The sequence below is a fragment of the Alistipes sp. DJF_B185 genome (assembly GCF_964250025.1).
GTDB lineage: Bacteria > Bacteroidota > Bacteroidia > Bacteroidales > Rikenellaceae > Alistipes > Alistipes finegoldii.
In genome coordinates, this window is the sequence record NZ_CAXUDY010000007.1 from 134,896 (window position 1) to 161,411 (window position 26,516).

At 60.7% G+C, this 26,516-nt stretch carries 23 protein-coding genes; 12 read left to right on the plus strand and 11 right to left on the minus strand.

Going from position 1 to position 26,516, the window contains the following annotated elements; translation table 11 throughout:
* Positions 1-27: 27 nt before the first annotated feature.
* The 7 genes from ACESTR_RS10875 to ACESTR_RS10905 all read right to left on the minus strand — a co-directional run bounded on the left by ACESTR_RS10875 (position 28) and on the right by ACESTR_RS10905 (position 7,689).
* Complete coding sequence (locus tag ACESTR_RS10875; RefSeq protein WP_373179299.1) at positions 28-1,755, minus strand: M23 family metallopeptidase; 1,728 nt, start codon at positions 1,753-1,755, stop codon at positions 28-30.
* Complete coding sequence (locus ACESTR_RS10880) at positions 1,740-2,258, minus strand: regulatory protein RecX (protein WP_009598797.1); 519 nt, start codon at positions 2,256-2,258, stop codon at positions 1,740-1,742. Before ACESTR_RS10880 ends, ACESTR_RS10875 begins: the two co-directional genes overlap by 16 nt.
* Positions 2,240-3,082, minus strand: coding sequence for a peptide chain release factor N(5)-glutamine methyltransferase (gene prmC, locus ACESTR_RS10885; RefSeq protein WP_302290002.1), 843 nt, complete (start codon positions 3,080-3,082; stop codon positions 2,240-2,242). The genes ACESTR_RS10880 and prmC overlap by 19 nt, the downstream gene beginning before the upstream one ends.
* Positions 3,082-4,056 carry a chorismate synthase gene (locus tag ACESTR_RS10890; protein ID WP_276807319.1) on the minus strand — a complete coding sequence of 325 codons (975 nt, stop codon included), beginning with the start codon at positions 4,054-4,056 and terminating at the stop codon, positions 3,082-3,084. Before ACESTR_RS10890 ends, prmC begins: the two co-directional genes overlap by 1 nt.
* A gap of 4 nt (positions 4,057-4,060) precedes the next feature.
* Complete coding sequence (aroA, locus tag ACESTR_RS10895; RefSeq protein ID WP_009598886.1) at positions 4,061-5,305, minus strand: 3-phosphoshikimate 1-carboxyvinyltransferase; 1,245 nt, start codon at positions 5,303-5,305, stop codon at positions 4,061-4,063.
* Between the two features lie 71 nt (positions 5,306-5,376).
* The gene (gene lptB, locus ACESTR_RS10900) at positions 5,377-6,165 is read right to left on the minus strand and encodes an LPS export ABC transporter ATP-binding protein (protein ID WP_009598841.1); all 789 of its coding nucleotides are present in this window, start codon (positions 6,163-6,165) and stop codon (positions 5,377-5,379) included.
* 300 nt (positions 6,166-6,465) lie between these two features.
* A complete protein-coding gene (locus tag ACESTR_RS10905; protein WP_278713838.1) occupies positions 6,466-7,689 on the minus strand; it encodes a porin in 1,224 nt (407 codons plus the stop codon).
* Between the two features lie 269 nt (positions 7,690-7,958).
* Here ACESTR_RS10905 and recQ point away from each other — a divergent pair, with 269 nt between their 5' ends.
* From recQ to rsmA, 5 genes are all read left to right on the plus strand, one after another.
* Positions 7,959-10,151 (plus strand): DNA helicase RecQ, encoded by a 2,193-nt coding sequence (gene recQ / locus ACESTR_RS10910; protein WP_217729531.1) that lies wholly within the window; start codon positions 7,959-7,961, stop codon positions 10,149-10,151.
* Between the two features lie 76 nt (positions 10,152-10,227).
* Positions 10,228-10,446 carry a hypothetical protein gene (locus tag ACESTR_RS10915; protein WP_009598909.1) on the plus strand — a complete coding sequence of 73 codons (219 nt, stop codon included), beginning with the start codon at positions 10,228-10,230 and terminating at the stop codon, positions 10,444-10,446.
* 231 nt (positions 10,447-10,677) lie between these two features.
* Complete coding sequence (locus ACESTR_RS10920) at positions 10,678-10,920, plus strand: hypothetical protein (protein WP_042493052.1); 243 nt, start codon at positions 10,678-10,680, stop codon at positions 10,918-10,920.
* Positions 10,921-11,168: 248 nt separating this feature from the next.
* Positions 11,169-11,450, plus strand: coding sequence for a GNAT family N-acetyltransferase (locus ACESTR_RS10925; RefSeq protein ID WP_130063350.1), 282 nt, complete (start codon positions 11,169-11,171; stop codon positions 11,448-11,450).
* Between the two features lie 400 nt (positions 11,451-11,850).
* A complete protein-coding gene (rsmA, locus tag ACESTR_RS10930; RefSeq protein WP_240049048.1) occupies positions 11,851-12,585 on the plus strand; it encodes a 16S rRNA (adenine(1518)-N(6)/adenine(1519)-N(6))-dimethyltransferase RsmA in 735 nt (244 codons plus the stop codon).
* A gap of 238 nt (positions 12,586-12,823) precedes the next feature.
* Here the strand turns inward: rsmA and ACESTR_RS10935 are convergent, their stop codons facing one another.
* Entirely contained in the window at positions 12,824-14,128 is a 1,305-nt protein-coding gene (locus ACESTR_RS10935; protein ID WP_279183444.1) for a M16 family metallopeptidase, read from the minus strand.
* Positions 14,125-15,363 (minus strand): M16 family metallopeptidase, encoded by a 1,239-nt coding sequence (locus ACESTR_RS10940; RefSeq protein ID WP_195291599.1) that lies wholly within the window; start codon positions 15,361-15,363, stop codon positions 14,125-14,127. Before ACESTR_RS10940 ends, ACESTR_RS10935 begins: the two co-directional genes overlap by 4 nt.
* Positions 15,364-16,099: 736 nt before the next feature.
* On the opposite strand from ACESTR_RS10940, the gene nifJ reads away from it, so the two are divergent.
* The 4 genes from nifJ to ACESTR_RS10960 all read left to right on the plus strand — a co-directional run bounded on the left by nifJ (position 16,100) and on the right by ACESTR_RS10960 (position 22,739).
* Positions 16,100-19,633 carry a pyruvate:ferredoxin (flavodoxin) oxidoreductase gene (nifJ, locus tag ACESTR_RS10945; protein WP_149880963.1) on the plus strand — a complete coding sequence of 1,178 codons (3,534 nt, stop codon included), beginning with the start codon at positions 16,100-16,102 and terminating at the stop codon, positions 19,631-19,633.
* Between the two features lie 196 nt (positions 19,634-19,829).
* Positions 19,830-20,606: a S1/P1 nuclease gene (locus ACESTR_RS10950; protein ID WP_227042503.1), complete on the plus strand. Its 777-nt coding sequence runs from the start codon at positions 19,830-19,832 to the stop codon at positions 20,604-20,606.
* 601 nt (positions 20,607-21,207) lie between these two features.
* Complete coding sequence (locus ACESTR_RS10955) at positions 21,208-22,065, plus strand: hypothetical protein (RefSeq protein ID WP_302576266.1); 858 nt, start codon at positions 21,208-21,210, stop codon at positions 22,063-22,065.
* Positions 22,066-22,307: 242 nt separating this feature from the next.
* A complete protein-coding gene (locus ACESTR_RS10960; protein ID WP_130063362.1) occupies positions 22,308-22,739 on the plus strand; it encodes an META domain-containing protein in 432 nt (143 codons plus the stop codon).
* Positions 22,740-23,496: 757 nt separating this feature from the next.
* Here ACESTR_RS10960 and rpmA read toward each other — a convergent pair.
* Positions 23,497-23,757, minus strand: coding sequence for a 50S ribosomal protein L27 (rpmA, locus tag ACESTR_RS10965; protein ID WP_009598768.1), 261 nt, complete (start codon positions 23,755-23,757; stop codon positions 23,497-23,499).
* 20 nt (positions 23,758-23,777) lie between these two features.
* On the minus strand, positions 23,778-24,089 hold the full coding sequence (gene rplU / locus ACESTR_RS10970) for a 50S ribosomal protein L21 (RefSeq protein WP_009598864.1): 312 nt from the start codon (positions 24,087-24,089) through the stop codon (positions 23,778-23,780).
* A gap of 155 nt (positions 24,090-24,244) precedes the next feature.
* On the opposite strand from rplU, the gene ACESTR_RS10975 reads away from it, so the two are divergent.
* Genes ACESTR_RS10975 through ACESTR_RS10985 form a run of 3 tightly spaced genes read left to right on the plus strand, consistent with a single transcriptional unit; the run spans position 24,245 to position 26,507 of the window.
* Entirely contained in the window at positions 24,245-24,613 is a 369-nt protein-coding gene (locus ACESTR_RS10975) for a DNA-binding response regulator (RefSeq protein ID WP_244076439.1), read from the plus strand.
* Entirely contained in the window at positions 24,610-25,557 is a 948-nt protein-coding gene (locus ACESTR_RS10980) for a hypothetical protein (RefSeq protein WP_302576271.1), read from the plus strand. The genes ACESTR_RS10975 and ACESTR_RS10980 overlap by 4 nt, the downstream gene beginning before the upstream one ends.
* Complete coding sequence (locus ACESTR_RS10985; RefSeq protein ID WP_244076441.1) at positions 25,551-26,507, plus strand: hypothetical protein; 957 nt, start codon at positions 25,551-25,553, stop codon at positions 26,505-26,507. The genes ACESTR_RS10980 and ACESTR_RS10985 overlap by 7 nt, the downstream gene beginning before the upstream one ends.
* Positions 26,508-26,516 lie beyond the last annotated feature (9 nt).

Below are 26,516 nucleotides of genomic sequence, written 5' to 3' on the forward strand. Positions count from 1 at the left end.
TAGAAAATAATTCCTGAATTTAAGAGTTTACCGCCAAAATGTTCCCTCCCAGCGGGCTGTATTGCCGCATCTGTCCGTCACCGTGAGCTGCACGCTGCGGCGTCTTTTTGCGGCGGGTAGGTCGAACGCATGTACGAGCGTACCCTGCATCGGGAAACGGTCGCAGGGCCCCCAGCGGCCGTCGATGAGCAGCGTGCAGGAGGCGATGCCTGAGAAATTGTCGCTCACGCGGAAACGGATGCTGCGGGCGCCGCCGAGGTCGGCCCCTTCGCTGAAGAGCGGCCGGATGCGCGGCGGTATGGTGTCGGCGGCGACGAAGATGTCGCCCGTGGTGCGGGTCGTCGCCGTCACGGCGCCGTCGGCGTATCTGCCTCCGATGCAGGCGATGCGTCCTTTGGCCGTACGGGTCGCGAGAACCGTACGGGACTGCATGTCGTCGGGCACGAAGGCGTGTACGGAGACCGTCATCGGGCGGCGCAGGGGCGTTTCGGCGCCGAGGATGCGGTAGGCGGGCGAGAGGATCGCCGCCGTGGAGTCGGATGCGGGGGCTTGACGCTGTTCCGGGCGGCAGAAAATGGGTTCGTAGACCGCTCCTGCGGGGATGCGGGCCGTCAGATCGCGGCCCGCACGGACCAAAGCCGCCTTTTCGGGCCGCAGGACGACGGCCGTGCTGTCGGCTTCGGCGCGGAGCGTTTCCGTGCGGCCGAGAATGTCGAATTCGAGCTGCGAGCGGTTGCCGCAGTCGTCTTCGGCTTCGATGCGGATGCGCCGTTTCTCGCCCTCGGCGGTGCGGACGAGGCCGCGCTCCCGCATGACGGGATAGAAGCAGTCGGGCGATTCGGCCAGCTGCGCCAGCCGGATCACCTCGTTGCGCGAGGTGAGCTGCATGGGGTAGTGGCTCACGGCGTCGCAGCAGCGCGAAAGGTCGTGCGTGAAGCCGTTCATGCGGTATTCGAACCGGGGATCGCCGTCCACGGACATGCTCGCCCTCCATAGTCCGAAGGTGTTGTGCACCCCGTTGCGGCGGTCGCTGGCTTCGAGGACGAAATAGCCTTTGCGTCCCGTGCCGACAGGCTCTTCGCGCGTCAGCCGGTAGCGGCCTTCCGCTTCGCGGACGACGGCGTAGCTCTCCGGACTGCCGTGGACGGGAACGCCCTGCACGCTGTCCACCTCGATGTAGTGGATGCGCATGATGCGGGGCGGCAGGTCGTCGTCGGGGCGGACGACGCCTTCGCGCACGACGTTGTAGAGCCGCTGGGTCGGGGTGTCGCGCAGTTCGAAATGCAGATGGGGACCCAGCGACGAACCGCTGTTGCCCGAAAATCCGATCGTGTCGCCCTGTGCGACGGGCCATGCGCCGGGGCCGAACCAGAGATCGACGCTGTTCGCGCGGCGGCGGAAGCGTTCGTCGCGGACGTGTTTTTCGATGTCGCCGCGGAACCGTTGCAGGTGGCCGTATACGGCCGTCGTGCCGTTGCCGAGCGTGAGGTATATCGCCCGTCCGTAGCCCGACGGGCTGACGCTCACGCGCGAGACGTAACCGTCGGCCACGGCCACGAGGGGTTTGCCCTCGCCGCCGTCGGTCTTGATGTCTATGCCGCCGTGGAAGTGTCCGGGACGCATTTCGCCGAAGTTGGCCGAGTAAAGCCCCGCGACGCCGCGGATCGGATATATGTAATCTCCGGGGTTGAGCCGCTGGCCCTGCGCCCCGGAGCAGATCGTCGTGAAAAGCAGTAATGTCAGAATTCGTCGCATGTCTCCGTGTCCGTCACGAGCGCGGCGGCGCTGTCGAGCACCGTCTCGTAGTCGTATCCCAGCGAAAGCCCGTAACGTATCAGTTTGGTTTTGAGTTCGTATTGTGTCGTATGTCTGGTCGTCCGCATCTTGCGTTCCAGCTGCTGCCGCAGCCGGCCGGCCATATCCTGACGGTCGGCCTGCGCCAGCGCCGCGTCGATCAGCTCCCTGTCGATACGCTTGCGCTGCAGGGCCGTGCGGATCTTGTATTCGCCCCAGCCGCTCAGCCGCAGTTTGTCGCGCACGAAAGCTTCGGCGTAACGGCCGTCGTCGATGAAGCGGTCGCGGACGAGCCGCGCCAGCACCTGCTCGCCCTCGCGCTCAGCAAGCCCCCAGCCGCGCATCAGCCGCCGGGCGTCGTCCTGCGACTTCTCGGCGCGTGCGCAGAGCCGCATGAGTGCGGCGAGGGCCTGTTCGGGCGTTTTGGCGCGTTTCCCGGTCTTTTTTACTTCAGGCGGCTGCATGTCATGCGGGGTTTGCCGTTGAGGTCTTCGCGGACCTCGGTGTCCGTATATCCCTCTTCGCCGAGCATGCGGCGCATGGCCTCGGCGAAGCGTTCGTAAATTTCGAAGTAGAGCCTGCCGCCGGGGCGGAGCGTCCGCCGTCCGGCGCGGGCGATGGCGCGGTAGAAGCGCAGCGGGTCGTCGTCGGGGACCAGCAGCGCTTCGTGCGGCTCGTATTCCCGCACATTGACGTGCATCGCAGGCAGGTCGCTCTGCGGCACGTAGGGCGGGTTGGAGACGATGACGTCGAACGGTCCCGGAAAGACATCGGCCAGATCGCTCAGGGCGTCGGCCTTGCGCAGGATGACCCCGGCGCCGAGCGCCCGGCAATTGCGGGCAGCGGTTTCCAGCGCCGTGTCGGAGATGTCCGCCGCATATACCTGCGCGCCGGGCAGCACCAGCGCGAGGGTGGCCGCGATGCAGCCGCTTCCGGTGCCCACGTCGAGCAGCGCGGCGGCTTCGGTTTCGGCCTGCGCGATCCATGCCGCCAGCTCTTCGGTTTCGGGCCGGGGAATCAGCACCCCTTCGCGCACGGCGAACGTGCGGCCGCAGAACTCCGTGCGCCCCACGACATACTGCACCGGACGGCCTGCGGCCAGCTGGCCGAGGATGTCGTCCAGTTCCGCGATTTCGAGCGGCGCGCCGGGATCGGTCAGCAGGGCCGACGCGCTCAGCCCAGACAGCTCCGAGACGGCGACGAGGGCGATGCTCCGTGCTTCACGCGCCCCGTAGAGGGGCGCGAGACGTGCCGAAATGCGGCCGAGTATGTCGCGGCGCGTGGTCATCAGCGGATGAAGTTGGCCAGCGCGATTGCCACGGCGGCTTCGACGACCACCGCGCCCCGCAGGGCGACGCAGATGTCGTGGCGGCCGCGGATCATCAGCGGCTCGACCTTGTTCGTGGCCAGATTGTAGGTCATCTGTTCGCGGCCGATGCTCGGCGTGGGCTTGACGGCGGCGCGGACGACGAGTTCGTTGCCGTTGGTCAGTCCGCCGTTGATGCCGCCCGCGTTGTTGGTCGCTGTCGTGCCTTCGACGTCGAGGAACGGGTCGTTGTTCTCGGAGCCGCGCATGCGCGCCCCGGCGAAGCCGCTGCCGAATTCCACGCCCTTGACGGCGGGAACCGAGAAGAGCAGGTGGGCGATCATGCTTTCGGCCGAGTCGAAGAAGGGTTGTCCCAGCCCCAGCGGGACGCCCTGTACGCGGCATTCGATGATGCCGCCTACGGAGTCCTGCTCGGCGGCCGCGGCGCGCAGCACCTCGTCGAAACCCTCCGGGTCGGTGCAGCCTCCGATCTCCGCGACGCGGGTGTCGAAGGTCACGCCCGGCGGCAGTATCTTCTTGGCGACCACGCCTGCGGCCGTGAGCGCCACGGTCAGGCGGGCCGAGAAGTGGCCGCCGCCGCGCGGGTCGTTGAAGCCGTTGAATTTGTGGTAGGCCACCATGTCGGCGTGCGAGGGCCGGTAGTGGCGCATCACGTTGGCGTAGTCCTGCGAGTGGGTGTCGCGGTTGGCGAACTCGATGGTCAGCGGGGCGCCCGTGGTCATGCCGTTGTAGAGTCCCGACACGATCTGCGGGATGTCGGGTTCGCGGCGCGGCGTGGTGCCGCGCGCGCCGCTGCGCCGGCGTGCGAGGTCGGTTTCGAAATCCTCCGCCGAAAGCGGAACGCCTGCCGGAATGCCGTCGATCGAGATGCCGATCTGCTGGCCGTGCGACTCGCCCCAGATGGCGAGCCTGAAGTTATGACCGAAAATGTTCATGGCTTTAAACTCTGATTTTTTCAAGGTCTTCGAAGAAGCCGGGGTAGCTCTTGGCTACGCACTCGGCGTTTTCGATCGTTATCTGCCCGTCGCAGCGCAGCGCCGAGACCGCCATCGACATGGCCATGCGGTGGTCGTCGTGGCTCGAAACGCGCGCCGGGCGGATTTTGCCGCCGCGGATGCGCATGACGTCCTCTTCCGAGATGTCCACTTCGATACCTACTTTGGCGTATTCTTCGCGGATCGCCTCGGCGCGGTTGCTCTCCTTGTGCAGCAGCCGCGAAGTGCCGCGGATCGTGCTGACGCCGTCGGCCGCCGCGGCGAGGGCCGCAAGGGCGGGGAAGAGGTCGGGGCAGTTGGTGGCGTCGAATTCGAAGCCGTGTAGCGGGCGGCTGATCGTCGTCACCGAATCGGCTTCGTTGATGACGGCGGCGCCGGCCCGGACCAGCGCCGTGCAGACGGCCGTGTCGGCCTGCTTCGAGAGCATCGAGATATTCCGTACCGTAACCTCTCCGGCGACGGCGCCGGCCACCAGCAGCATGGCCGCCGCGCTCCAGTCGCCCTCGATGCTCAGGCAGGCCGGGCTGTAACGCTGGCCGCCTTCGATGTAGAACTCTTCGTAATCGTTATGGCAGATTTCCACGCCGAAACGGGCCGCGGTGTCTATGGTCATGTCCAGATAAGGGGTCGAAACCGCGCTCCGCACATGGATCGTGGTGTCGTGTCGGGCCAGCGGCAGCGCCAGCATGAGTCCCGTGATGAACTGCGACGAAACCGAGCCGTCCACGTCGACCTCGCCGCCGCGGATCGGTCCGCGGACTTCGAAGGGCAGGAATCCGCCGTTGTCGCGCACCCGGACGCCCAGCGTGCGCAGCGGTCCTATCATCATCTCCATCGGGCGGCGGAGCAGCGTGCCCTCGCCTTCGATGGTGATCGGCGTGCCGCAGAGCGAAGCGATGGGGGTGAAAAGGCGTGTCGAAAGACCCGACTCGCCGACGCGGAGCGTGTGCCCCTGCGGGCGCAGCCCGCCTTCGATCGAAAGCGTCTCTTCGCCGATCCGGGTCACGCGGGCGCCGAGCGTCTCGATGCACTGCAACGCCGAGCGCGTGTCGCTGCAGAACTCGATGTTGCGCAGCACGGAGGTCTCTTCGCAGAGAAGCGATGCCGCCAAGGCGCGCTGTGCGTAGCTTTTCGAGCAGGGCGGCGTCAGCGTGCCTTTGACGCGGCCCGATGGAACCGTCTTATCCATTATGGGTGATATATGATTGAGCGGGGATGCCGGTGCAAAAGCCCCGCATCCCTGATTTCGTGTTTCGGCCGTTATTCCTGCGGAGTTTTGCGGTTTTTCATCTCCTGCGTCAGTTGGTGGCTCTTTTTCAGCTCGAAGTGCTGGCCCAGATAGACCTTGCGGACCATCGGGTCGGCGGCCAGCTCCTCGGCGGTGCCGGTTTTGAGGATCTTGCCTTCGTAGAGCAGGTAGGTGCGGTCGGTGATGGCCAGCGTCTCGTCGACGTTGTGGTCGGTGATGATCACACCGATGTTCTTGTGCTTGAGCGTCGCCACGATCGACTGGATGTCCTCGACGGCGATCGGGTCCACGCCCGCGAAGGGTTCGTCGAGCAGGATGAACGCCGGGTTGATGGCCACGGCGCGCGCGATCTCCGTGCGGCGGCGTTCACCGCCCGAAAGCTGGATGCCGAGGCTCTTGCGGACCTTCTGCAGGCGGAACTCCTCGATCAGCGATTCGACGCGCTCGGCCTGATACTCCTTCGAATATTCGGTCATTTCGAGCACGGCGCGGAGGTTGTCCTCTACCGACAGGCGGCGGAAAACCGACGCTTCCTGCGCCAGATAACCCACGCCCATCTGCGCGCGCTTGTAGACCGGTTCGTTGGTCAGCTCGGCGACCTGTCCCTCGTCGTTTTCCAGAAAAATGCGTCCTTCGTTGGGCTTGATGAGTCCCACGATCATATAGAAGGTCGTGGTCTTGCCCGCTCCGTTGGGGCCGAGCAGTCCGACGATCTCGCCCTGATTGACGTCGATCGAGACGTGATCGACGACCGTGCGGGCTTTATATTTCTTGACAAGTTCGCTTGTGTATAGGCGCATGTTGCTGCATGGTTAGGTTTGCAGCCCCTTCATCCCGAAGCGGTTCCGTATTCGGGCGGATGAGCCGGAACGGGAAGGCTGCGGGCCGGGGCCGTCGCAACAAAGGTATATAAAGTAGGTAAAAACTCCAAACCGCGGGGCCATAATTCTCTCCGGAAAGGGGACGAAGTCCTGAAATTGTCCGCAGCGGCGGCAAAAAGGTTCCGAACGGCCGCGGAAATGTTCCCCGGCGGCCGGGCGTGCGGGCCGGAGCGTGCGGCGATGTTGTCCCGGCAACTGCGGGGACAATCGGGCCGGGCGTCAGAAGAATCCGATCAGCGCCACTTCGAAGCCGTTGCCGTTCTTGGCTCCCGCCGCCGAGTATTTCGAAAGCGTCCATGCGGCCTGCGCCTTCAGCCGCGGAATGGGCATGTAGAGGAAGCCCACCAGAAAGTCCTGCTGCTTGCCGACCGAGCCGGGCAGGTAGGTGTTGCGTTTGCCGTTGAAGACGTCGTAGCGGATTACGGGCATGTATTTGCCCTTGAATTTGTAGCCTGCGATGAGGTAGTACATCTGTTCGTCTACCTTGCCGCGTGTCTTTTCCCCCGTCGTCTTGTCTGTGTAGGCCGCGGAGGAGCCGGTGTGCGCGTATTCGGCCCGGACGAGGATGTGTTCGCTGTCGTACCAGAAGCCGGCGGCGTAGCGCGTCATGGGGATATAGTCCTTCGAAACCGTGTTGTTGGTGTATTCGCCCCAGTTCACCGAGCCTGAAATGCGCAGCTCCCTGAGAGGGAAGAACGTGAGGCGCGCCACGATGTCTTTCGACTTGTTGTCGTCCGGGCGGTTCATCTGCGAGCCGTTGAAGAGGGCGAGGTTGTAGGTGAACATGTCCCAGCCGTCGCGGTGCAGGAACGCGCCCGTGGCTTGCAGGCCGCAGTCGCGGCCGTAGGTGTTGTAGCCCGACACGGCGTTGCGGCAGACCATTTTGAGAATGGCGTGCGAGAAGTTGGGGACTTCGAGCGTGCCGGGCGAGATGTCGTAATTCTCGATGGTCAGCGGAACGGGGAACTGACCGGCCCAGATGTGTATCTGGGGGCGGATTTTGGCCCGCAGGTACATGTCCTGCACGGTGATGAGCGCCTTGCCTTGCTGGTCGGCCGAGCTGGAGAAGCCCTCGAACTGCATCTTGTAGTCGAACGTGCGGGAGATGTCGCCCGTGAGGATCAGACGCATGCGCTTGACGTTGAACGACGACGAATTTTTGCCGTCCGTTCCCCCGACGTTGGTCTGGGAGGTGTAGCCGATCTGTGCATAGCCCGAAAATTTGGGCAGCGCGGCGAGAATCTTCTCGAACCGGGTGATCTTCTTCGAGACTTCTTCCGGCGAAGCGGCGTTGTTGGCGTCGTCGATCTCGGCGGCGCTTGTTCGGGGTGCCGGTCGTGTGTCGGAGCCTTCCGGGGCGGGTCGTGCGGGGAGCGTCTGCGCGGTGGCGGGGAGGCTCAGTGCGGCGGTGAACAGCAGTGCGGATAGTAAGCGTTTTTTCATGGCTGACTGGTTATGTCGGTTAATAAGTGTCGGACGGTAAACTGTTTGCAGGGAATCGGAGGACTCTTTTGCATAGAATATGCCATTTTTCCGGGCCGCCCGTTCATGTGTCCGTATCGGAAAGAAACGAAACCATTTCGTTGAGCCGGGCGCGACCGGACTTGCTCCAATCGCCGGGACGCTGAATTTTTATCGGAAGATGGTGCGGAATTCCGAATTTTTTGCTAACTTTACCTAAGAATTTGTGAATAAAGAGTAGAATCGGCGAAATGAAACAAAATGAATCGTCCCTGCTGCACGACAAGCTGAAGGAGTACTTCGGCTTTTCGTCGTTCAAAGGGAATCAGGAGGCTGTGATCCGCAATGTGCTGGAGGGAAACGATACGTTCGTGCTTATGCCGACGGGCGGCGGAAAGTCCCTGTGCTACCAACTGCCCGCCCTGATCATGGACGGCGTGGCGATCGTCATTTCACCGCTTATCGCGCTGATGAAGAATCAGGTGGACGCCATGCGCACCTTCTCGGCCGATTCGGGGATCGCCCATTTCCTCAACTCGTCGCTCAACAAGACCGCCGTGGCGCAGGTGCGCGCCGATGTGCTGTCGGGAAAGACCAAGCTGCTCTATTTCGCCCCTGAGTCGCTGACCAAGGAGGACAACGTGGCCTTCCTGCATAAAATAAAGGTGTCGTTCTACGCCATCGACGAGGCGCACTGCATCTCGGAGTGGGGGCACGACTTCCGGCCTGAGTACCGCCGCATACGCCCGATCATCAACGAAATCGGTCCTGCGCCGCTGATCGCCCTGACGGCTACTGCCACGCCCAAGGTGCAGCTGGACATTCAGAAGAATCTAGGCATGTCCGACGCTTCGGTCTTCAAGTCGTCGTTCAATCGCCCGAACCTCTATTACGAAATCCGGCCCAAGCACAACGTGGACCGCGACATCATCCGCTTCATCAAGCAGAACGAGGGCAAGAGCGGCATCATCTACTGCCTGAGCCGCAAGAAGGTCGAGGAGCTGACCGAACTGCTCGTGGCCAACGGCATCAAGGCGCTGGCCTACCACGCCGGCATGGACGCCGCGACGCGCGCCGCCAATCAGGACCATTTCCTGATGGAGCGCGCCGACGTGATCGTCGCCACGATCGCATTCGGCATGGGCATCGACAAGCCCGACGTGCGTTATGTGATCCATTACGACATACCCAAGTCGCTCGAAGGCTATTATCAGGAGACGGGCCGCGCCGGCCGTGACGGCGGCGAAGGCTACTGCCTGACTTTCTACAGTTACAAGGACATTCAGAAACTCGAAAAGTTCATGCAGGGCAAGCCCATCGCCGAACAGGAGATCGGCAAACTGCTGCTGCAGGAGACGGTGTCCTACGCCGAGAGTTCGATGTGCCGCCGCAAGACGCTGCTGCACTACTTCGGCGAGGAGTATACGGAGGAGAACTGCGGCAACTGCGACAACTGCCGCAATCCGCGTCCAAAGATCGACGCCAAGGCCGCGCTGAAGATGCTGCTGGAGGCTTTGCGCGACATCGGCGACAAGTTCAAGGGCGACTATCTGGTGAATGTGCTGACGGGCAAGACCACGGCGCTGATAAAGAGTTACGGTCACAACAAGAGCAAGTGGTTCGGCGCAGGCGCCGAGCACGACGCCACCTTCTGGGGTGCCGTACTGCGTCAGGCGCTCATCCTCGGACTGGTGGACAAGAATATCGAGAATTACGGACTGATCTCGGTGAACCGCAAGGGCGAGAATTTCATCGCCATGCCGTTCCCCGTGACGGTGACGCTCGACCACAATTACGACGAGGAGGAGCGGGAGGCCGAGGCCGTGGCTCCGATGGGCAAGGGCGGCGCTGCGGACGAGGAGCTGTTCTCGATGCTCAAGGACCTGCGCAAGAAGGTCGCCAAGCAGCACGGACTGCCGCCGTTCGTCATCTTTCAGGACCCGTCGCTCGAAGATATGGCCGTGCAGTACCCCATCACCCTCGAAGAGATGCAGAACATTACCGGCGTCGGCGTGGGCAAGGCCCGCAAGTTCGGCGAGGAGTTCATCAAGCTGATCAAGGCCTATGTCGAGGAGAAGGAGATCATCCGCCCGCAGGACATGATCGTCAAGTCGGTCGGCAACAAGTCGGGCAACAAGATCTTCATCATCCAGTCGATCGACCGGAAGATGGATTTCGAGGACATCGCCCGCGCCAAGGATCTCGACTTCGACGAACTGCTGACCGAGATCGAGGGAATCGTCAATTCGGGCACGAAGCTCGACATCTCCTATTACCTCCGGGAGTTTATGGACGAGGACAAGATCGAGGACATATACCTCTATTTCAAGGAGGACGCCGAGAGCGACTCGCTCGATGCGGCCATCGACGAACTGGGGGCCGACTATACCGAGGAGGAGATACGTCTGGTGCGTATCAAATTCATGTGTGAGCAGGGTAACTGACGCCCTGTACCGACCTGCTGTCCCGCGGCTGTTGCGTCACTGTTCCGAGGAATGGACTAACTTAACAAATACGCCTATGAACAAAAAGACTTTTACTGTTGCCGTGATTTTCCTGATTGTGACGCTCGTGTGGCTCGGTGTCAATATATTCTGGGCTTTGTCGAACAAAAACTGTATTTTCGACCTGATCGTGGCGGTGCTGTTCGCACTGGCCGGCGCGGGTATGGTGTACAACGAATGCCATAAGCGCAAGTGCAGGCACCTCGACGAGGTGAACCGGCACCAGATTCCCTGACGGAAGGGGGCTTTGCAGCGGTTTCGGAGTGTCGATGCCGTGTTTCTTCCGGCAGGGCGCCGCAGCTGTTTTGTGGCGTATGGCGCGCGGGGAAGAGGACGATCGGTACGCGCGGGTCCGTGCAGCGGTTTGTGCAGCGGTTTGTGCAGCGGTTTTGCGTGCCGGTCCGTGCGGCGCGGCGGTTGCGGCGGCCGGCGCCCGGAGTCGGAAACGTGTAAAATAAGGAGTGATATGAGGAAAACGAATGTTATGCAGATCGTCCGTCTCGTGATGATGATCGCGGCGGTCGCGGGCGTGATTTACGCGCTGGAGTATATGGAACGGGGCATTGCCGTCTGGTTCTGGATTACGCTGCTGGGTGTGGGTTTCGTGGGCCTGCTCTACACGTTCCGCCTGACGCAGCGCCGCGTGCGGCTCGAACGCCGGGCCAAGGAGCGGCAGGAGAAGAAGAAATCGCGCAGACAGAAGCGCTGAGAGTTATCCGCCGGACATTGCGCCCGGCGGATTTTTTTGGAGAGGGCTGAGGCGGAGGGCCGGGAACTTCGGAAAATTTTCCGGAAGATCGATGCGGTTGTCTTGGCCGGGAATTTTCGGAAGCTGCAGGGTCCCTATTCGCCGGGCGATGCGCACGCCTTCATTACGCAGCCCCCCCCCGCCGGAGGATTTCGCCGTAGTGATCGGCGGCAAAGCCGTGGGCGGCATCGGGTTGGCGCCGGGGACGGATGTCGGGCGGTTCAACGCCGGAATCGGCTGTCGGATCGGGGCTTCGTACCGGGGTCTCGTACCGGGGACGGGGTGTTATGACCGCCGCCGTGGCGCGGGCCGCGGAGCGGGTTTTCGCAAATACCCCGATAATTCGTATCTTTGCCGCCGCATACGTCTCGAATCCCGCTTCGCAGCGGGTGCTGGACAAAGCCGGATTCCGTTTCGTGGGGACGATGCACTGCGCTTTTGTCGGGAACGGAGCGTTCGTGGACGGCTGTTATTATGAATTGCTGAAATAGAATGAGTGAAGTAAGGGCTAAAAAAGCGCTGGGCCAGCATTTTCTGGTCGATCTGAATATCGCGCGCAAAATCTGCGACTCGCTTTCGGGCGGAGAGATCCGGCTGCGGACAGCTCCTGCTGTTGCCGCTCTTCCCGGAGCGGACGGGCAGGCTGCGGCTGGGAGAGGACCGGAGGAGCCGGAGACGGTCGTAATCGTCGCAGCGAAAAGAGGGACCGGAAACGCTGCCGAGAGGTGCGCAGCGGCCGGAACCGGGGAGGTCGCAGGCGATGGACGGACAGCGGAAATTGCAGCCGGGCTGGATGTCGCTGCGGGTGCCGGGCGGGATGTTGTTCAGAGGACGGAACCGGATGCCGGGCGGGATGTTGCGCAGGAGGCAGGGCCGGAGGGTGTGTCGGGTATAGAGCCGGATGTTACGCCGGATGCCGGGCAGGGGGCGAAAGCCGCCGGGCGGTGCGACGTGCTGGAAGTGGGGTGTGGCATGGGCGTGCTGACGCAGTTTCTGCTCAGGCGCGACGACATCGTCACCTACGGGGCCGAGATCGACCCGGAAAGCGTCGAATACCTGCATGCGCATTATCCCGAATTCACGCCGCGTCTGATGGAAGGCGACTTCCTGAAGATGAACCTGCGCGAACTGTTTCCCGGAGGGCTGAAGATCATCGGCAATTTTCCCTACAATATCTCTTCGCAGATATTCTTCAAGGTGCTGGAGAACCGCGATCTGGTGCCTGAATGCGTCGGCATGATCCAGAAGGAGGTCGCCGTGCGGCTGGCCGAACCTCCCGGCTCGAAGGAGTACGGCATCCTTTCGGTGCTTTTGCAGGCGTGGTACGACATCGAGTATCTTTTTACGGTCAATGAGACGGTTTTCAATCCGCCGCCCAAGGTCAAGAGCGCGGTGATCCGCCTGCGCCGCAACGGCGTCGAGCGGCTCGCCTGCGACGAAACGTTGTTCGTGAAAGTCGTGAAAGCCTCCTTCGGACAGCGGCGCAAGATGATCCGCAACTCGCTGCGGTCGGTATTCGGCAATTTCGGCGGCGCGGAGCATCCTTTCTTCACGCAGCGCGCCGAGCAGCTTTCGGTCGCCGACTTCGTGGAGCTGACCGACTGGGTTGCGGCGAACAGAACGTAGCCGTTCGGAGTCCGTGCGCCGTGCATCATGCGCCGTGCATTATGCGCCGTGCATGATGCGTCTGCGGTCATACGTTGTGCGATCATAAGCCTGCGGCCATGCGTCATATGCCTGCATTGAAATAAAAAGCATCCCGTTGAGGGATGCTTTTTTGTTGCCGGTTCCGTATGGTCGGGGCTTCCGCTTACTGTTCTGTCTGTGCGCTGCTGCGGCCGCCGGGGTGAAATTCGGCTGCGCGTCACTGGCGATCCGCCTTTTCTTCCGGGGCCTGCCGCTCCTCCGGGATGGGGTCGCCTGCGATGACGGTCACCAGATCCTCGCGCGCGAGGTATTTCTGCGCCAGACGCTGTATGTCGGCGGGCGTCATGGCCTGTATGCGGCGGATGTTCTCGCCGATGACGGTGTGGTCCCGGCCGCAGAGGATGTTTTCGATCGTGACGTCGGCGATGCCGAACGGACCGTCGAGAATGCGCATCATTTCGCCGATCATGATGTTCTTGACCAGCGAAAGTTCCTCGTCGGGCATCGGCTCCGTGCGCAGCCGTTCGATTTCGGCGTAGATCTCCCGCAGGGCGTCGCGCGTGACGTCGGTGCCGACCTGCGTTGCGACGGCGAAGTAGCCCGCCTGTTCGAAATTGACCATGGCGGCCACCACGCCGTAGGTGTAGCCGCGCTCTTCGCGCAGGTTCTGCATCAGGCGCGATCCGAAGTAGCCGCCCAGCGCCGATGCCACGACCTGCATGCCCAAGAAGTCGGGATGCTGGCGCGGAAAGAGCATGCGTCCGATGCGGACCGAAGACTGCACGGCGCCGGGGTGTTCGACGAAGGCTTCGTGCCGGGTTACGGGCGCCGGAAACGGCGTCCCGGTTTCGGACTCCGACCGCGGCAGCCGTTCCGCGAGGGCGGCCACGGCTTCCCGTTCCTGCTCGCCGATGCGTCCGCTGCACACTACGAAGCCGTTGGCGGCCGTGTAATGGCGGGCGTAGAATTCCGCGACGTCGGCCCGCGTCAGGCGGTCGTAATCGTTTTCGTCGGCCGAAATGCCGTAGGGGTGTTCGGGACCGAACATCGTCCGGGCGAACGCTTCGCGGGCTTCGACGTCCACTTTCGTGCGCTCGATGGCCAGCCGCTGTTTGCGCTTGGCGCAGTAGGTGCGCAGCTCCTCCTCCGGAAATGTCGGATGCAGGAGCACCTGCTCGGCCACGGCCAGCGTCTGTCCGAAGAATTTGGAGAGCGTGCAGAAGCTGATATAGGCGTAGTCCCGGTCGATGTTGACGTCGAAATAGGAGCCGTAATAGTCGAGCTGTTCGGCGATCTGCTGCGCCGTCATGTCGCGCGTGCCTTCTGCGAGCATGTTCGCCGCGGCCGATGCCGAGAAGGGAACCCGCTGCACGGCCGATCCGGCGCGGAACACGAAGGTGATGCGCAGCACTTCGAAGTCGTCCGAGGCGAGTGTGTAGAGCGTGGCGCCGTTGGAGAGCGTCGTCTTTTCGGCCTGCGGGACCTCGACGGTCGCGGGTATTACGAGAGGCGGTTGTGTCATTTGCTTGCTTTGTAAATGAGGGTGGAACAGTTTTCGGGCCGGAACGTGCGGCGGCTGAAGTCGATGATGTCGTCGGTAGTGACGGCCCGGTAGGCCGCAACCTCGCGGTTGACGAGCGGCAGGTCGCCCAGCATCTCGTAGAAGCCGAGGTTCATCGCCTTGTTCATTACGTTCAGTTCGCCGAAGAGCGTGTTGGCTTCGAACTTGTTTTTGACCTTCTCGACCTCGTAATCCGTCGCAGGGCGGGTCCGGAGCGCTTCGATTTCGGCGCGGAAGGCCGCTTCGGCCTGTTCGGGTGTCGTCTCCGGCAGAAGCTGGCCCGTGAAGACGAAGAGTCCGGGATCGACGTCGCCCGAAATGTAGGCGTTCACCGACGAGAACAGCCGCTGCTCCTTGACCAGATGCGTGTAGAGCCGCGCCGAGTCGCCGCCGGCCAGCAGGTCCGACACGAGGTCGGCGATGTAGAAGTCGGGCGAGGTGCGTCCGCCCATGTGGAAGGCCAGCGAAACCGTCGTGGCGGGGACGTCGCGCTCGGCGACCTCGCGGCGCGGTGCGGTCTGGACCGGTTCCTGACGGATGTGGTCCGGGGCCGCAGGCCGGTTGGCGAGCGGCTCGAACCACTTTTCGGCCAGATCGAGCATCTTCTCTTCGTCGATGTCGGCCGAGATCGAAAGAATGGCGTTCGAAGGGCGGTAGTGGGCGCGGTAGAAGGCCTGCACCTCGTCGAGCGTCGCTTGGGCGATATGTTCGGGCGTCAGCCCGATGGTGGCCCAGCGGTAGGGGTGGACCTTGTAGGCCAGCGCCCGCAGCAGCATCGGTTGGTCGCCGTAGGGCTGGTTGAGGTAGCGCTGGCGGAACTCCTCGATCACCACGCGCTTCTCGGTTTCGAGTTTTTCGGGCGTGATGTCAAGCCCCTCCATGCGGTCGCTTTCGAGCCACAGGGCCGTCTCGACGTTGTCTTTCGGCAGGGTGATGTAGAAATCGGTATAGTCGTTGTTGGTGAAGGCGTTGTTGTCGCCGCAGGCCATCTGCACCGGCAGGTCGAAGTTGGGTATGCGGCGCGTGCCGCGGAACATGAGGTGTTCGAACAGATGCGCGAACCCCGTGCGTTCGGGATTTTCGTTGCGTGCGCCTACTTTATAGAGGATGTTTACCGCGGCGAGCTTCGAGACCGGGTCGCGGTTGACGACGACCGTGAGTCCGTTCGCCAGTATTTTCTTTTTGTATTCGATCATATGGCTGCAAAGATAGTAAAAAAGCGGCGGCAGGAATAGTAGTGACGCCTCATTTGTTTGATGGATTCTGTGACTATGAAGTTTGGGGATTGTGAATCCATAAATCCTGCCGCCGCATATGGCCCGGTGTGCTGCGGCAGGAAAACGGGAAGAGTGCTGCCGAATCTGTGGACCCTACGGCTCTGGTAAGCCTTCAATCCCACAAATTACAGCACGCACCCTTCGGGGTACGACGGATATTGCGGGATTGCAAAAAATTTACCAGATTTTAGGGTCCCAATACATCGTTGACATATGACGATATGTAAAGAACGAATTCGGGGAACAAAAGTAGAAAAATTTTCCCGATCTGCAATTGCACTGCCCGAACAACCCATCCGTTAAACCCGAATTTGCTCAATGCAGGCTGTTTTGCGTTATTTTGGCACGGCATGGAATGTGCGTCTGTTCTGGAGCCGGGAGACGCTCCCCGGAGGAGGCGCGGCGGAGCGCCGGAAAGTGTGCCGCCGTGGTAACGCGCTATGGGTAAACCGGTTTTGCAACTCCGTGATTTCCGCAGGTTTGTGTTAAAAAATTAACAACCTTGAGTGTTATTCCGCTAACACCCCGAATGGTAAAAATTCCTGATTTTTTGTTCTGAAATCGGACTGTTTTTTCCGCCGGATTTGCTATCTTTGCAACGCATTCTGTCCTGAATTCAGAAAACACACACAATATCATCTAAAATTTTAACAAAATGGCAGAAAAGAAATTTATCACGTGTGACGGTAATTACGCTGCGGCGCATGTTGCATACATGTTCTCGGAAGTTGCGGCGATTTACCCCATCACGCCCTCCTCGACCATGGCCGAGCTCGTGGACGAGTGGGCCGCACAAGGTCGTAAAAATATTTTCGGCGAAACGGTGAAAGTCGTGGAGATGCAGTCCGAGGCGGGCGCCGCAGGCGCCGTGCACGGTTCGCTCCAGAGCGGCGCCCTCACTTCGACGTTTACCGCGTCGCAGGGCCTGCTGCTGATGATTCCGAATATGTACAAGATCTCCGGCGAGCTGCTTCCCGGCGTGTTCCACGTGTCGGCCCGCGCGCTGGCCGCGCAGTCGCTGTCTATTTTCGGCGACCATCAGGACGTCATGGCGACCCGCCAGACCGGATTCGCGATGATCGCCACCTCGTCCGTACAGGAGGTGATGGACCTCGCGGGCGTGGCGCACATCGTGGCGCTCAAGTCGCGCGTGCCGTTCCTGCACTTCTTCGACGGTTTCCGTACCTCGCATGAGATCCAGAAGATCGAGCTGATCGACGAAGCCGCCCTGACGGCGATGCTCGACCGCGACGCGCTGAAGGCCTTCCGCCAGCGTGCGCTCAACCCCGAACACCCCGTGACGCGCGGTACGGCCCAGAACCCCGACATCTATTTCCAGACCCGCGAAGCCGCCAACACCTTCTACGACGCCGTGCCCGACATGGTCGCAGACGCGATGCGCGAGATTTCGAAGATCACCGGCCGCGAGTACAAGCCCTTCGTATACTACGGAGCCGCAGACGCCGAGAACATCGTGATCGCGATGGGTTCGGTGACCGAGACCCTCAAGGAGACGGTCGATTACCTGAACGCCAAAGGCGGGAAGGTGGGTGTCGTGACCGTTCACCTCTACCGTCCCTTCTCGGTGAAATACATGATGGAGGTGCTGCCCGAAAGCGTGAAGCGCATCTGCGTGCTGGACCGCACCAAGGAGCCGGGAGCCAACGGCGATCCGCTCTACCTCGACGTGGTGGAGGCTTTCGCCACCTGCCCGTGCAAGAACAAGCCGCTCATCATCGGCGGCCGTTACGGTCTTTCGTCGAAGGACACCACGCCGGCGCAGATGCTGGCCGTGTTCACGAACCTCGCGGCCAACGAACCCAAGAACCAGTTCACGGTGGGTATCGTGGACGACGTGACGTTCCGTTCGCTGCCCGTGGGCGAGGAGATCTCGCTGGCCAAGCCCGGCACGTTCGAAGCGCTCTTCTTCGGTCTGGGCGCCGACGGTACGGTGGGCGCCAACAAGAACTCGATCAAGATCATCGGCGGCACGACGAACAAATACTGTCAGGCATACTTCTCCTACGACTCGAAGAAATCGGGCGGCTACACCTCGTCGCACCTGCGTTTCGGCGACCTGCCGATCACTTCGCCCTATCTGGTCACCACGCCCGACTTCGTGGCCTGCCACGTGCCTTCGTATGTGGACAAGTACGACGTGCTCAAGGGCCTGAAGGCCGGCGGCTCGTTCCTGCTCAACTCGGTGCACGACGCCGCTACGACCTGCGAGACGCTGCCCGCGCACATGAAGGCTTACCTCGCCAAGAACAAGATCAACTTCTATATCATCAACGCCACGAAGATCGCCGCCGAGCTGGGACTGGGTTCGCGCACCAACACGATCATGCAGTCGGCGTTCTTCAAGATCGCCAACGTCATTCCGTTCGACAAGGCCGTCGAGCAGATGAAGAAGGCGATCCAGAAGTCCTACGGCAAGAAGGGCGAGGATATCGTCAACATGAACTATGCGGCCGTGGACGCCGGCGGCGATGCCGTCGTTAAGGTCGAGATTCCTGCCGAGTGGGCTTCGATCGAGGACAAGGGCTTCGTGCATGTTTCGGACGCTTCGTGTCCCGAATTCGTGCGCAAGATCGTCGAGCCGATCAACGGCCTGAAGGGCGACGACCTGCCCGTATCGGCCTTTACGGGCCGTGAGGACGGTACGTGGGAGAACGGTACGGCCGCCTACGAGAAGCGCGGCATCGCCGTGAACGTGCCCGAATGGAAGATCGAGAACTGTATCCAGTGCAACCAGTGCGCCTATGTCTGCCCGCACGCCGTGATCCGTCCGTTCCTCGCAACGGAGACCGAAGCAGCCGCTTCGGGCGTAGAGTGGAAGCAGGGGCTGGGCGAGACGAAGGACTACAAGTTCCGCATCCAGATTTCGCCGCTCGACTGTACGGGCTGCAGCAACTGCGTGGACGTCTGCCCCGCCAAGGAGAAGGCGCTGGTGATGAAACCGCTCGAATCGCAGCTGCCCCAGCAGAAGAATTGGGATTATATCGTAAAGAATATCGGCTACAAGCAGGTCGTGGACAAGACCAAGAGCGTCAAGAACCTGCAGTTCGCACAACCGCTCTTCGAGTTCTCAGGCGCCTGCGCAGGCTGCGGCGAGACTCCCTATATCAAGGCTATTTCGCAGCTGTTCGGCGAGAAGATGATGGTGGCCAACGCCACGGGCTGTACCTCGATTTATTCGGGTTCGGCTCCTTCGACGCCGTACTGCACCAACGACAAGGGGCAGGGCCCCGCATGGGCCAATTCGCTCTTCGAGGACAACGCCGAGTTCGGTCTGGGTATGCACGTGGGCGTCGAGAAACTCCGCGACCGTATTCAGGAGTCGATGGAGCAGGCGATCGCAGGCTGTACGAAGTGCTCGGACGAGCTGAAGGGCGTCATGCAGGAGTGGATCGCCGCGCGCGGTTCGTCGGCCAAGTCGGCCGAGGTTTCGGCCCGCCTGATCCCGATGATGGAGGCCTGCGGCTGCGACTACTGCAAGGACATTCTCGAAATGAAGGACTGGCTGGTGAAGAAGTCGCAGTGGATCATCGGCGGCGACGGCTGGGGTTACGACATCGGCTTCGGCGGCGTGGACCACGTGCTGGCTTCGGGGCTGGATGTGAATATTCTGGTCGTGGATACCGAGGTTTACTCGAATACCGGCGGTCAGTCGTCGAAATCGACGCCCGTGGGCGCCGTCGCCAAGTTCGCGTCGGCCGGTAAGCGTATCCGCAAGAAGGACCTCGGCGCTATTGCCATGACCTACGGTTACGTATACGTGGCGCAGGTTTCGATCGGCGCGTCGCAGATGCAGCTCTTCAACGTGCTGAAGGAGGCCGAGGCTTATCCCGGACCGTCGCTCGTGATCGCTTACGCGCCGTGTATCAACCACGGCATCAAGGGCGGCATGACGCGCACGCAGACCGTGGGCAAGGAGGCCGTGGCCTGCGGCTACTGGCACCTGTGGCACTATAATCCGCAGCTCGAAGAGCAGGGCAAGAATCCGTTCGTGATGGACTCGAAGGAACCCGACTGGTCGAAGTTCCGCGACTTCCTGATGAAGGAGGTGCGTTACACTTCGCTCAAGAAGTCGTTCCCGGCCGAGGCCGAGGAGCTGTTCGCTGCCGCTGAGGAGAACGCCAAGTGGCGTTACAACAGCTACCAGCGTCTTGCCAAGATGGAGTACTGATCTGTATGACAGCTATGTGAAAGGCCGCGGCATTGTGCCGCGGCTTTTTTTATTGTCGGGCCGGATCGCGTCCGGCGTCGTATCGCTTGCATGGATAGGATAAAGCATGAAAAGAAATGATTGTAATTGCTTTTTATTGCTTATTTAACATCTATTCTTTATATTTGTTTCGAAATCACCTTAAAACTAATTCGAAATGAAAAAACTATCCGTATGTCTGCTGACGGCCGTGCTCAGCTGTTGGTGCGCGACGGCGTTCGGCTGGGGGAAAATCGGCCACGATGCGATCGCCTACATCGCCGAATGCAACCTGACGCCCAAAGCCAAGAAAAACATCGAAAAGTATCTCGGCAGCCGTTCGATCGTCTATTATGCCTCGTGGATGGATCAGGTCCGCCACACGCCGGCCTACAGGCACACCAATACGTGGCACACCAACAAGGTCGATGCCGGGGGAAACTACGTGCCCGATCCCGAAGGCGACGCGATGACTTTTCTGGACGACTGCATTGCGAAAGTGGAAGATTACCGCAATCAAAACGATTCGACGGTGACGGTCTCGATCCGCTTTATCGTACATCTCGTCGGCGACATGCACTGTCCGGGGCACGTGAAATATCCGTGGTACAAGAGTTTCAAATTCACGCTCAGCGGCAAGGAGTACGGCCTGCATAATTATTGGGACGAGTGGGCGCTTACGCTGAGCAACAAGTGGCATTATCTGGAATACGGGCACCAGCTCGACCGCTGTTCGAAGCGGGAAAAACGCGATATCGCCGAAGGCACGCCCCGCGACTGGCTGGCCGACAGCGCCCGCGAGTGCCGCGTGATCTACGACTGGACCAAGGCCGGTCAGACGCTTTCGTACGAGGAGTCGCGCGACTTCATCATTTTCTCGTACGAGTTCGCCGAGGCGCAGGTGCTGAAAGCCGGATACAGGTTGGCGGCGCTGCTGAACCGCTTGTTCGGATAAGGCGGTTGCGGCCGCACGTTGCGCCGCCGGGAATGCCGCCCGCTTTTCGGTGCGATTTCCGGGGCGGCGGTGCGTCCGAGTTGTGGTTCGTACGGATGGCGGTTCGGAATCCGTCCGGCGACCTGAAATCTGTCCGGGATGACGACCTGAAATTCCTCCGGGAAGCGGTCCGGGATTTGTCCGGACGGTGGGGCGGAATCCCCTCCGAATGGCAGTCTGAAACTCCTTCGGGAAGGCGCCCGAAATAGGTTCGGACGACAGTCCGGAATCTGTCCGAGCGGATGGTTCGAAAACCGTTCGGTCGGCGGGCTGTCAGGAGGTTCGTTCGAAATCCGTTCGGAGATTCGTTCGAAAACCGTTCGGGGAGTCGTTCGAGATCCGTCCGGGCGGCGAAACGGCTTCGGCCGCGGCATCAGTGCCGCGGCCTTTTTTGTGTTCCGGCGATTCGGTTCGTGATGAAAAATTTGCTGTCCGTTTGAAAAATCCCCCCCCCGAATGAATTTATTTGTTCATAATAGCCCCCGGAGATAACTTTGCCGCACATTTGAATTAACACTATCTAATCTCGCTTATGAAAAATCTCTTGCACAAAATTGCGTCCGTGTTTGTCGTGTGCGCTGCCTTGGTCGCCTTTACGGCTTGTAACGATGACGACGGAAAGGTGAAGAAACCGCAGGTATCGTCCGAATTGGTCGGCAGCTATACGCCGCACTACTTTAAAGAAGTGCCCGACGAGTGGGGCGGTGAGCCTTCGAGGCTTTATCTGGAAGTAGCCGCTGCATGGACGGATCCGGATAATATTCCCGGTATCGATCTCTCGGAGAGCAGGGGGATGCCTGCCGGTTCGTTCGTAATGCCGTTCAATACCATCTTGGATTTGGTGTCGGCCATCGGTTCGCAATTCGTGTCGAGCGGTCTGGTTCAGCTCGATCTGCATAGCGACGGTTTGTTTGCCGCCAAATACCATGACGTGGTGGTCGAGGAGGGGGCCGACATCATGACGACGATCTTCTCGCCGACGTTCGCCGAGGCCGTATCGGTATTTCCGAGTGCCGAGACCTCCGCTGTCCTGCCCGAAGGCGCGCTGAGTTTCTATACGGAGTCGAACCTGTTCTTCGCTGCCGTCAGCAAGGATTTCATCCGGGCGATCGAGAAGCAGGAGGGGATGGAGATTCTTTCCGAGATCGACAAGATGCTCGGCGCTTATAAGGGGCTGAGTGTCGTTTCGACCGACAGCCATTACGCCATTCCGTTCAAGTACACCTTTGAGGGCGGTGTGTTCCGCCTGTATGTGGACCGCGCCATGATGCTGCCCTATGTCAAGCTGCTCAAGGACGTGCTCGGCGGGCTGGGACTCGATCCGTCGCAGATGATGGGACTCGATCCCGCTGTCATTCTCGACGATCTGTTCAACGCAACGACGGAACTGCAGATCGCGGTTTATCTGAAAAAAATGTAATTCCTGAAAAATGTAATTCGGGGCTTTGCCCGATTTGCGGCCATCCGGAGCGATTTGTTCCGGATGGCTTTTTTTGCGGGGGCTGCCCAAAAACTGCCTATGTGAGAACCTGCCTGTGTTTTTTGTCGCCGGGGTTGCGTATCCGGCCGGGAATTGCTAACTTTGGGGCGCGTAAGAGTCGACGCCGTCAGGTTTTGTGCGGTTTTTGCACGCGGCGTTCTGTTATTAACTTATATGTATTTATGATGAAAAAGTATTTTGCAGCCGCAGCGCTGCTCGTTACGATGGCTGCGTGCGGAAGCGCCGCGCAGGACAAGACGCTCGAAGGTACGACTTGGAAACTCGCCCAAATGGGGTCGATTCCGGCGACGGCGATCAATCAGGAGGCGGATTTCTTCACGCTGGAGTTCAATGCTGCCGACACGATGGTCGCCGGACGCACCAACTGCAACCGTTTCTTCGGCCGCTATGAGCTGAAGGGCAAGAAACTCGAATTCGAGAATATGGGCATGACCCGGATGGCCTGCCCCGACATGCAGTACGAAGATGCGTTCGTCAAGATGCTCGACGACGTGGACCGTTTCGAAATCAAGGGGTCGGAGCTGACCTTCTTCGACGACGACAAGTCGCTGGCCGTATTCAAGGCCGTTGAAAAAGAGCCTGCGAAGAAGTAGTTTCGCCGACGCGGAATATTTGCGGCAGTCTTTCTCTGAGGGGCTACCGTTTTTTTTGTGTCATGCGGCGGAGCTGCTCGGTCGGCCGGATGTGCGGAATATGTTGCGGACGGAGAAAGTAAAAAAGAACGGCGGCAGGAAAAAAGTGACGCAACTCTCTTTTGTATGAAGAATCCGATTATCGGAAAGTATCCTGCCGCCGCATATGATTCGATTGCATCGGCAGGAGTGCGGACAAATGGACTCATTTGTGCCAAAGAAGAAGAGTGCCGCTGAATCTGTAACTCCTGAGGTTCTGGTAAACCCGTAAATCCAACAAAACAGCGCGCACCCTTTGTGCCAAAGAAGAAAGGGCTGCGCCGAATCCCGACTGCTCTGGGTTCTGGTAAACCTGCGACACCGAAAAACAACGCACACCCTTCCGGGGGCGGTTGTATAGGGTGTCTTCAAAAAATTTACCAGATTCAGAGCAGACAAATACAATCGTTTATATACTCGATATGTCAAGAACGCATGCAATACGCTGTACCGCATAACAAAGGTAATCAATTTTCCGCAATCTTCAACTAACTGTCTGTATTGGGGCCGGGCCGCGGAGTCGATTGCCGAAAAACGGCTTTGGGGCGTGTGGTCGCCGTATGATCTTTGGTGTGTGTGCCCTATGATCTTCGGACCGTGTGTCTTGCGCTTCCGGGGTTCACAAAATAAGCGGCCTCCCGTCGGGGAAGCCGCTTGTCTTGTGTTGCCTATGGAACGCTTACTCGCTCAGGGGAGTTACGCTCACGTACGATTTGCCTGCGCCTTTCTTGCAGAATTCGACGGTGCCGTCTACAAGGGCGAAGAGCGTGTGATCTTTACCGATACCCACGTTTTCACCGGGGTTGTGAACCGTGCCGCGCTGACGAACGATAATGTTGCCCGCCTTTGCGAACTGGCCACCGAACAGTTTGACGCCGAGTCGCTTGCTTTCCGACTCACGTCCGTTCTTCGAACTACCTACACCTTTCTTGTGTGCCATTTCTCTTCCGTTTTAAAGGGTTATGCAACAATTTCCTCTACAAGGACCTGTGTCAGATACTGACGGTGGCCGTTGCATTTCTGATATCCTGTGCGGCGCTTTTTCTTGAACACCAGAACCTTGTCGTCCTTGAGGTGTTTCAGGATCTTGCACTTCACCGAGGCGCCTTTTACTACAGGTGCACCTACTTTGACCTGACCGTCGTTGTCTGTGAGCAGGACTTTGTCGAAACTTACGGACGAATTTTCTTCGCCCTGAAGACGGTGAACATAAAGTTTCCGACCTTTTTCAGCTTTAAATTGCTGACCTGCAATCTCTACTATAACGTACATTTATTCGATGGTTATGTATTTGAACATAATTCGGAGTGCAAATATACGCATATTTATCTTATAAACAACATATCCGGCAAATTTTTTTGGCCCCGTGCGGCTCTGGCATGGTTTTGGGCCGGGGCAGGGCACCGGCACACGCCGGACGGGGTTTTATGAACAGGATACTGATTGTTTCGGACGATATTTTTCTGCGCGACATGGTGCGTCTGTCGCTGATCGACATGCACACCGAGGTGCGTTGTGCGGCCGATGCGGACGAGATGGAAGGGCTTTGCCGCCGCGTATTGTTCGATCTGGTGATCGTGCTGCATGTGGCCCCTTTCTTGTGCGGCCGCGACGTTGTGCGCAGCGTGCGTCCCGCGGGACTGAGACGGCCGCTGTTTTACGTGGTTTCGTGGCTCCAGTCCGAACAGGCCGTCCTGAGCCTGCTGGAGTGCGGCGTGGACCAGTATATGGCTTTTCCGCTGAGCCTGCAGCGGCTGCGGGGCAAGGTGTCCAACGATTTGAACCGGCTTTTATGACCGAAACGCTTTTCATGATATATTCCGCGGCGGCCGCCGCCGTGACGCTCTGGCTGCTCGGCGGGATGGCGGTCGGGCGGCTGCGCCGCAGACGCAGGCGCGGCCGTGATGCCGTGCTGCAGCGCAAATACCTGCATATCGTCATGCTCGCCCTGTTTTCTGGCGGCGAAGAGGTGCCGCGCTTTCCGCTCCTGCGCCGTGCGGGCGCCCGCCGTCTGCTGATCGAAACCGTCGGCAGGCTGGTGGCGGCGACCTACGGGCTCGACCCGGCGCCGCTGCGCCGCATCGTCGTGCAATACGGGCTGGACGGATGGCTGCTGCGCCGGATACGCTTCGCGCAGGGGTACCGCCGTGCGCGCTACCTGATGCTGCTCTCCCGGCTGCCCGCCGGGGACGGAGTCGGCGTCGAAGCCGCCCGCTATATGCGCAGCCGCAACCGTTACGTGCGCTTCTACGCCCTGATGACGCAGCTGGCGGCCGAACCTGCGACCTCGCTGCGCCGGATGGCGGAGTACGACTATCCCTTTTCGGCCTGCGAAGTGTCGGAGATCATGGCCATGCTGCGCCGCGGTCTGCTGCCGATCGCCTACGAACCGCTCGTCGGCTCCCCGAACCGCAACCTGCGGATGGTGGGGCTGGGCATCGTGCGGCAGTTCGGCATCGAGGAGGCGGAGAGGCTTCTGCTGGCGATGGTGGCCCGCGAAAGGGTGCCGGAGCTGGGCCGCGAAGCGCTCTACACGCTCTGCTCGATGCGCTGTTCGCTCAGGCGACGCGAGGTGGCGGGCCGCATCGCCTCGATGAGCCGCGCCGAACGCAAGGCGCTGATGCGCTACATGGCGCGGGAGGGCTATGCGCCTGCCGTGCTGCGGCGGTTGTTCGGCGACCGGGAGCGTCCCTACTACGAATCGCTTATACATTCCTATAAACGGAGTCTGGTATGCTGATCGTGCTGTTACTGCTGCTTGCCGCTGTCGCCGCTGCGGCCCTCGCGCTGCTCTGGCTGGTCGTGCGGGGACATAACAAACGGCTGCTGCTGGCAGGTTCGCACGCCGTGGCGAGCGACACGCCCGGCGGCATCGGGATATCGGTGTTGTGCAGCGGCGTCCATGCGCAGGAGCAGGTCGAAAACCTGCTTTCGGCCGAATATGCACACTATGAGGTGATCGTGGTGCTCGATTCCCTGCGTTATCCCGTCGAGTTTGCGGCCTTTACGGCCCGCTACCGCATGATCCGCGTCGAATACGCGCTGTCGGAGGAGCTGCCCGTGACGGGCGTGCGTGCGCTGGGACGTTCGCGCAAACGCCGTTTCCGCAGGCTGGTGCTGGTGGACCGTGCGCAGGATACTCCCGCCGGCGATTTCGATGCGGCGGCCGAAGTGGCGGCCTACGATTACGTGCTGCCGGTGCGGGAGGGACAGTTTCTGCTGCCGGACGCTGTCGTGCGGCTGGTGGCTGAAGTGGGGGCGCGGGGCGTCGGAGGGTGCGATTGCGTGCGTGCGCGGATCGGAGAGCCGGCCGTGTTGCTGAGCCGCGAAGCCGTCGTTGCGGCCGGCGGTTTTGCGCGCCGTCCGGGCAAAGCCGTTCCGTGGCGCCGGCGGCGGAGCCTTTGGGAGCCGGTTTTCTATACGCCCCAGTCTGCGCGCAGGCAGCGTATTGGTTTGCAGGCAGTTCTGCGTGTCGTGCCGGCTGCGGCGCTGGCCGCTGCGATCGTCGCCGCCGTATGGACGGGCCGGTGGCCGGCGGCTGCCGTGCTGCTCACCGCAGCCCTCGTGTGGTGCGTCGCCGGATGTGTTTCGTTGGCCCTTAGCGATATTGCCTGCGGGCGTACGGGCGGCGACGAGAAGGGGCTGCTGCGCCGCTGTAAAATAGGAGTGAAAAATTTTACCATATCATAAATTCTTGTT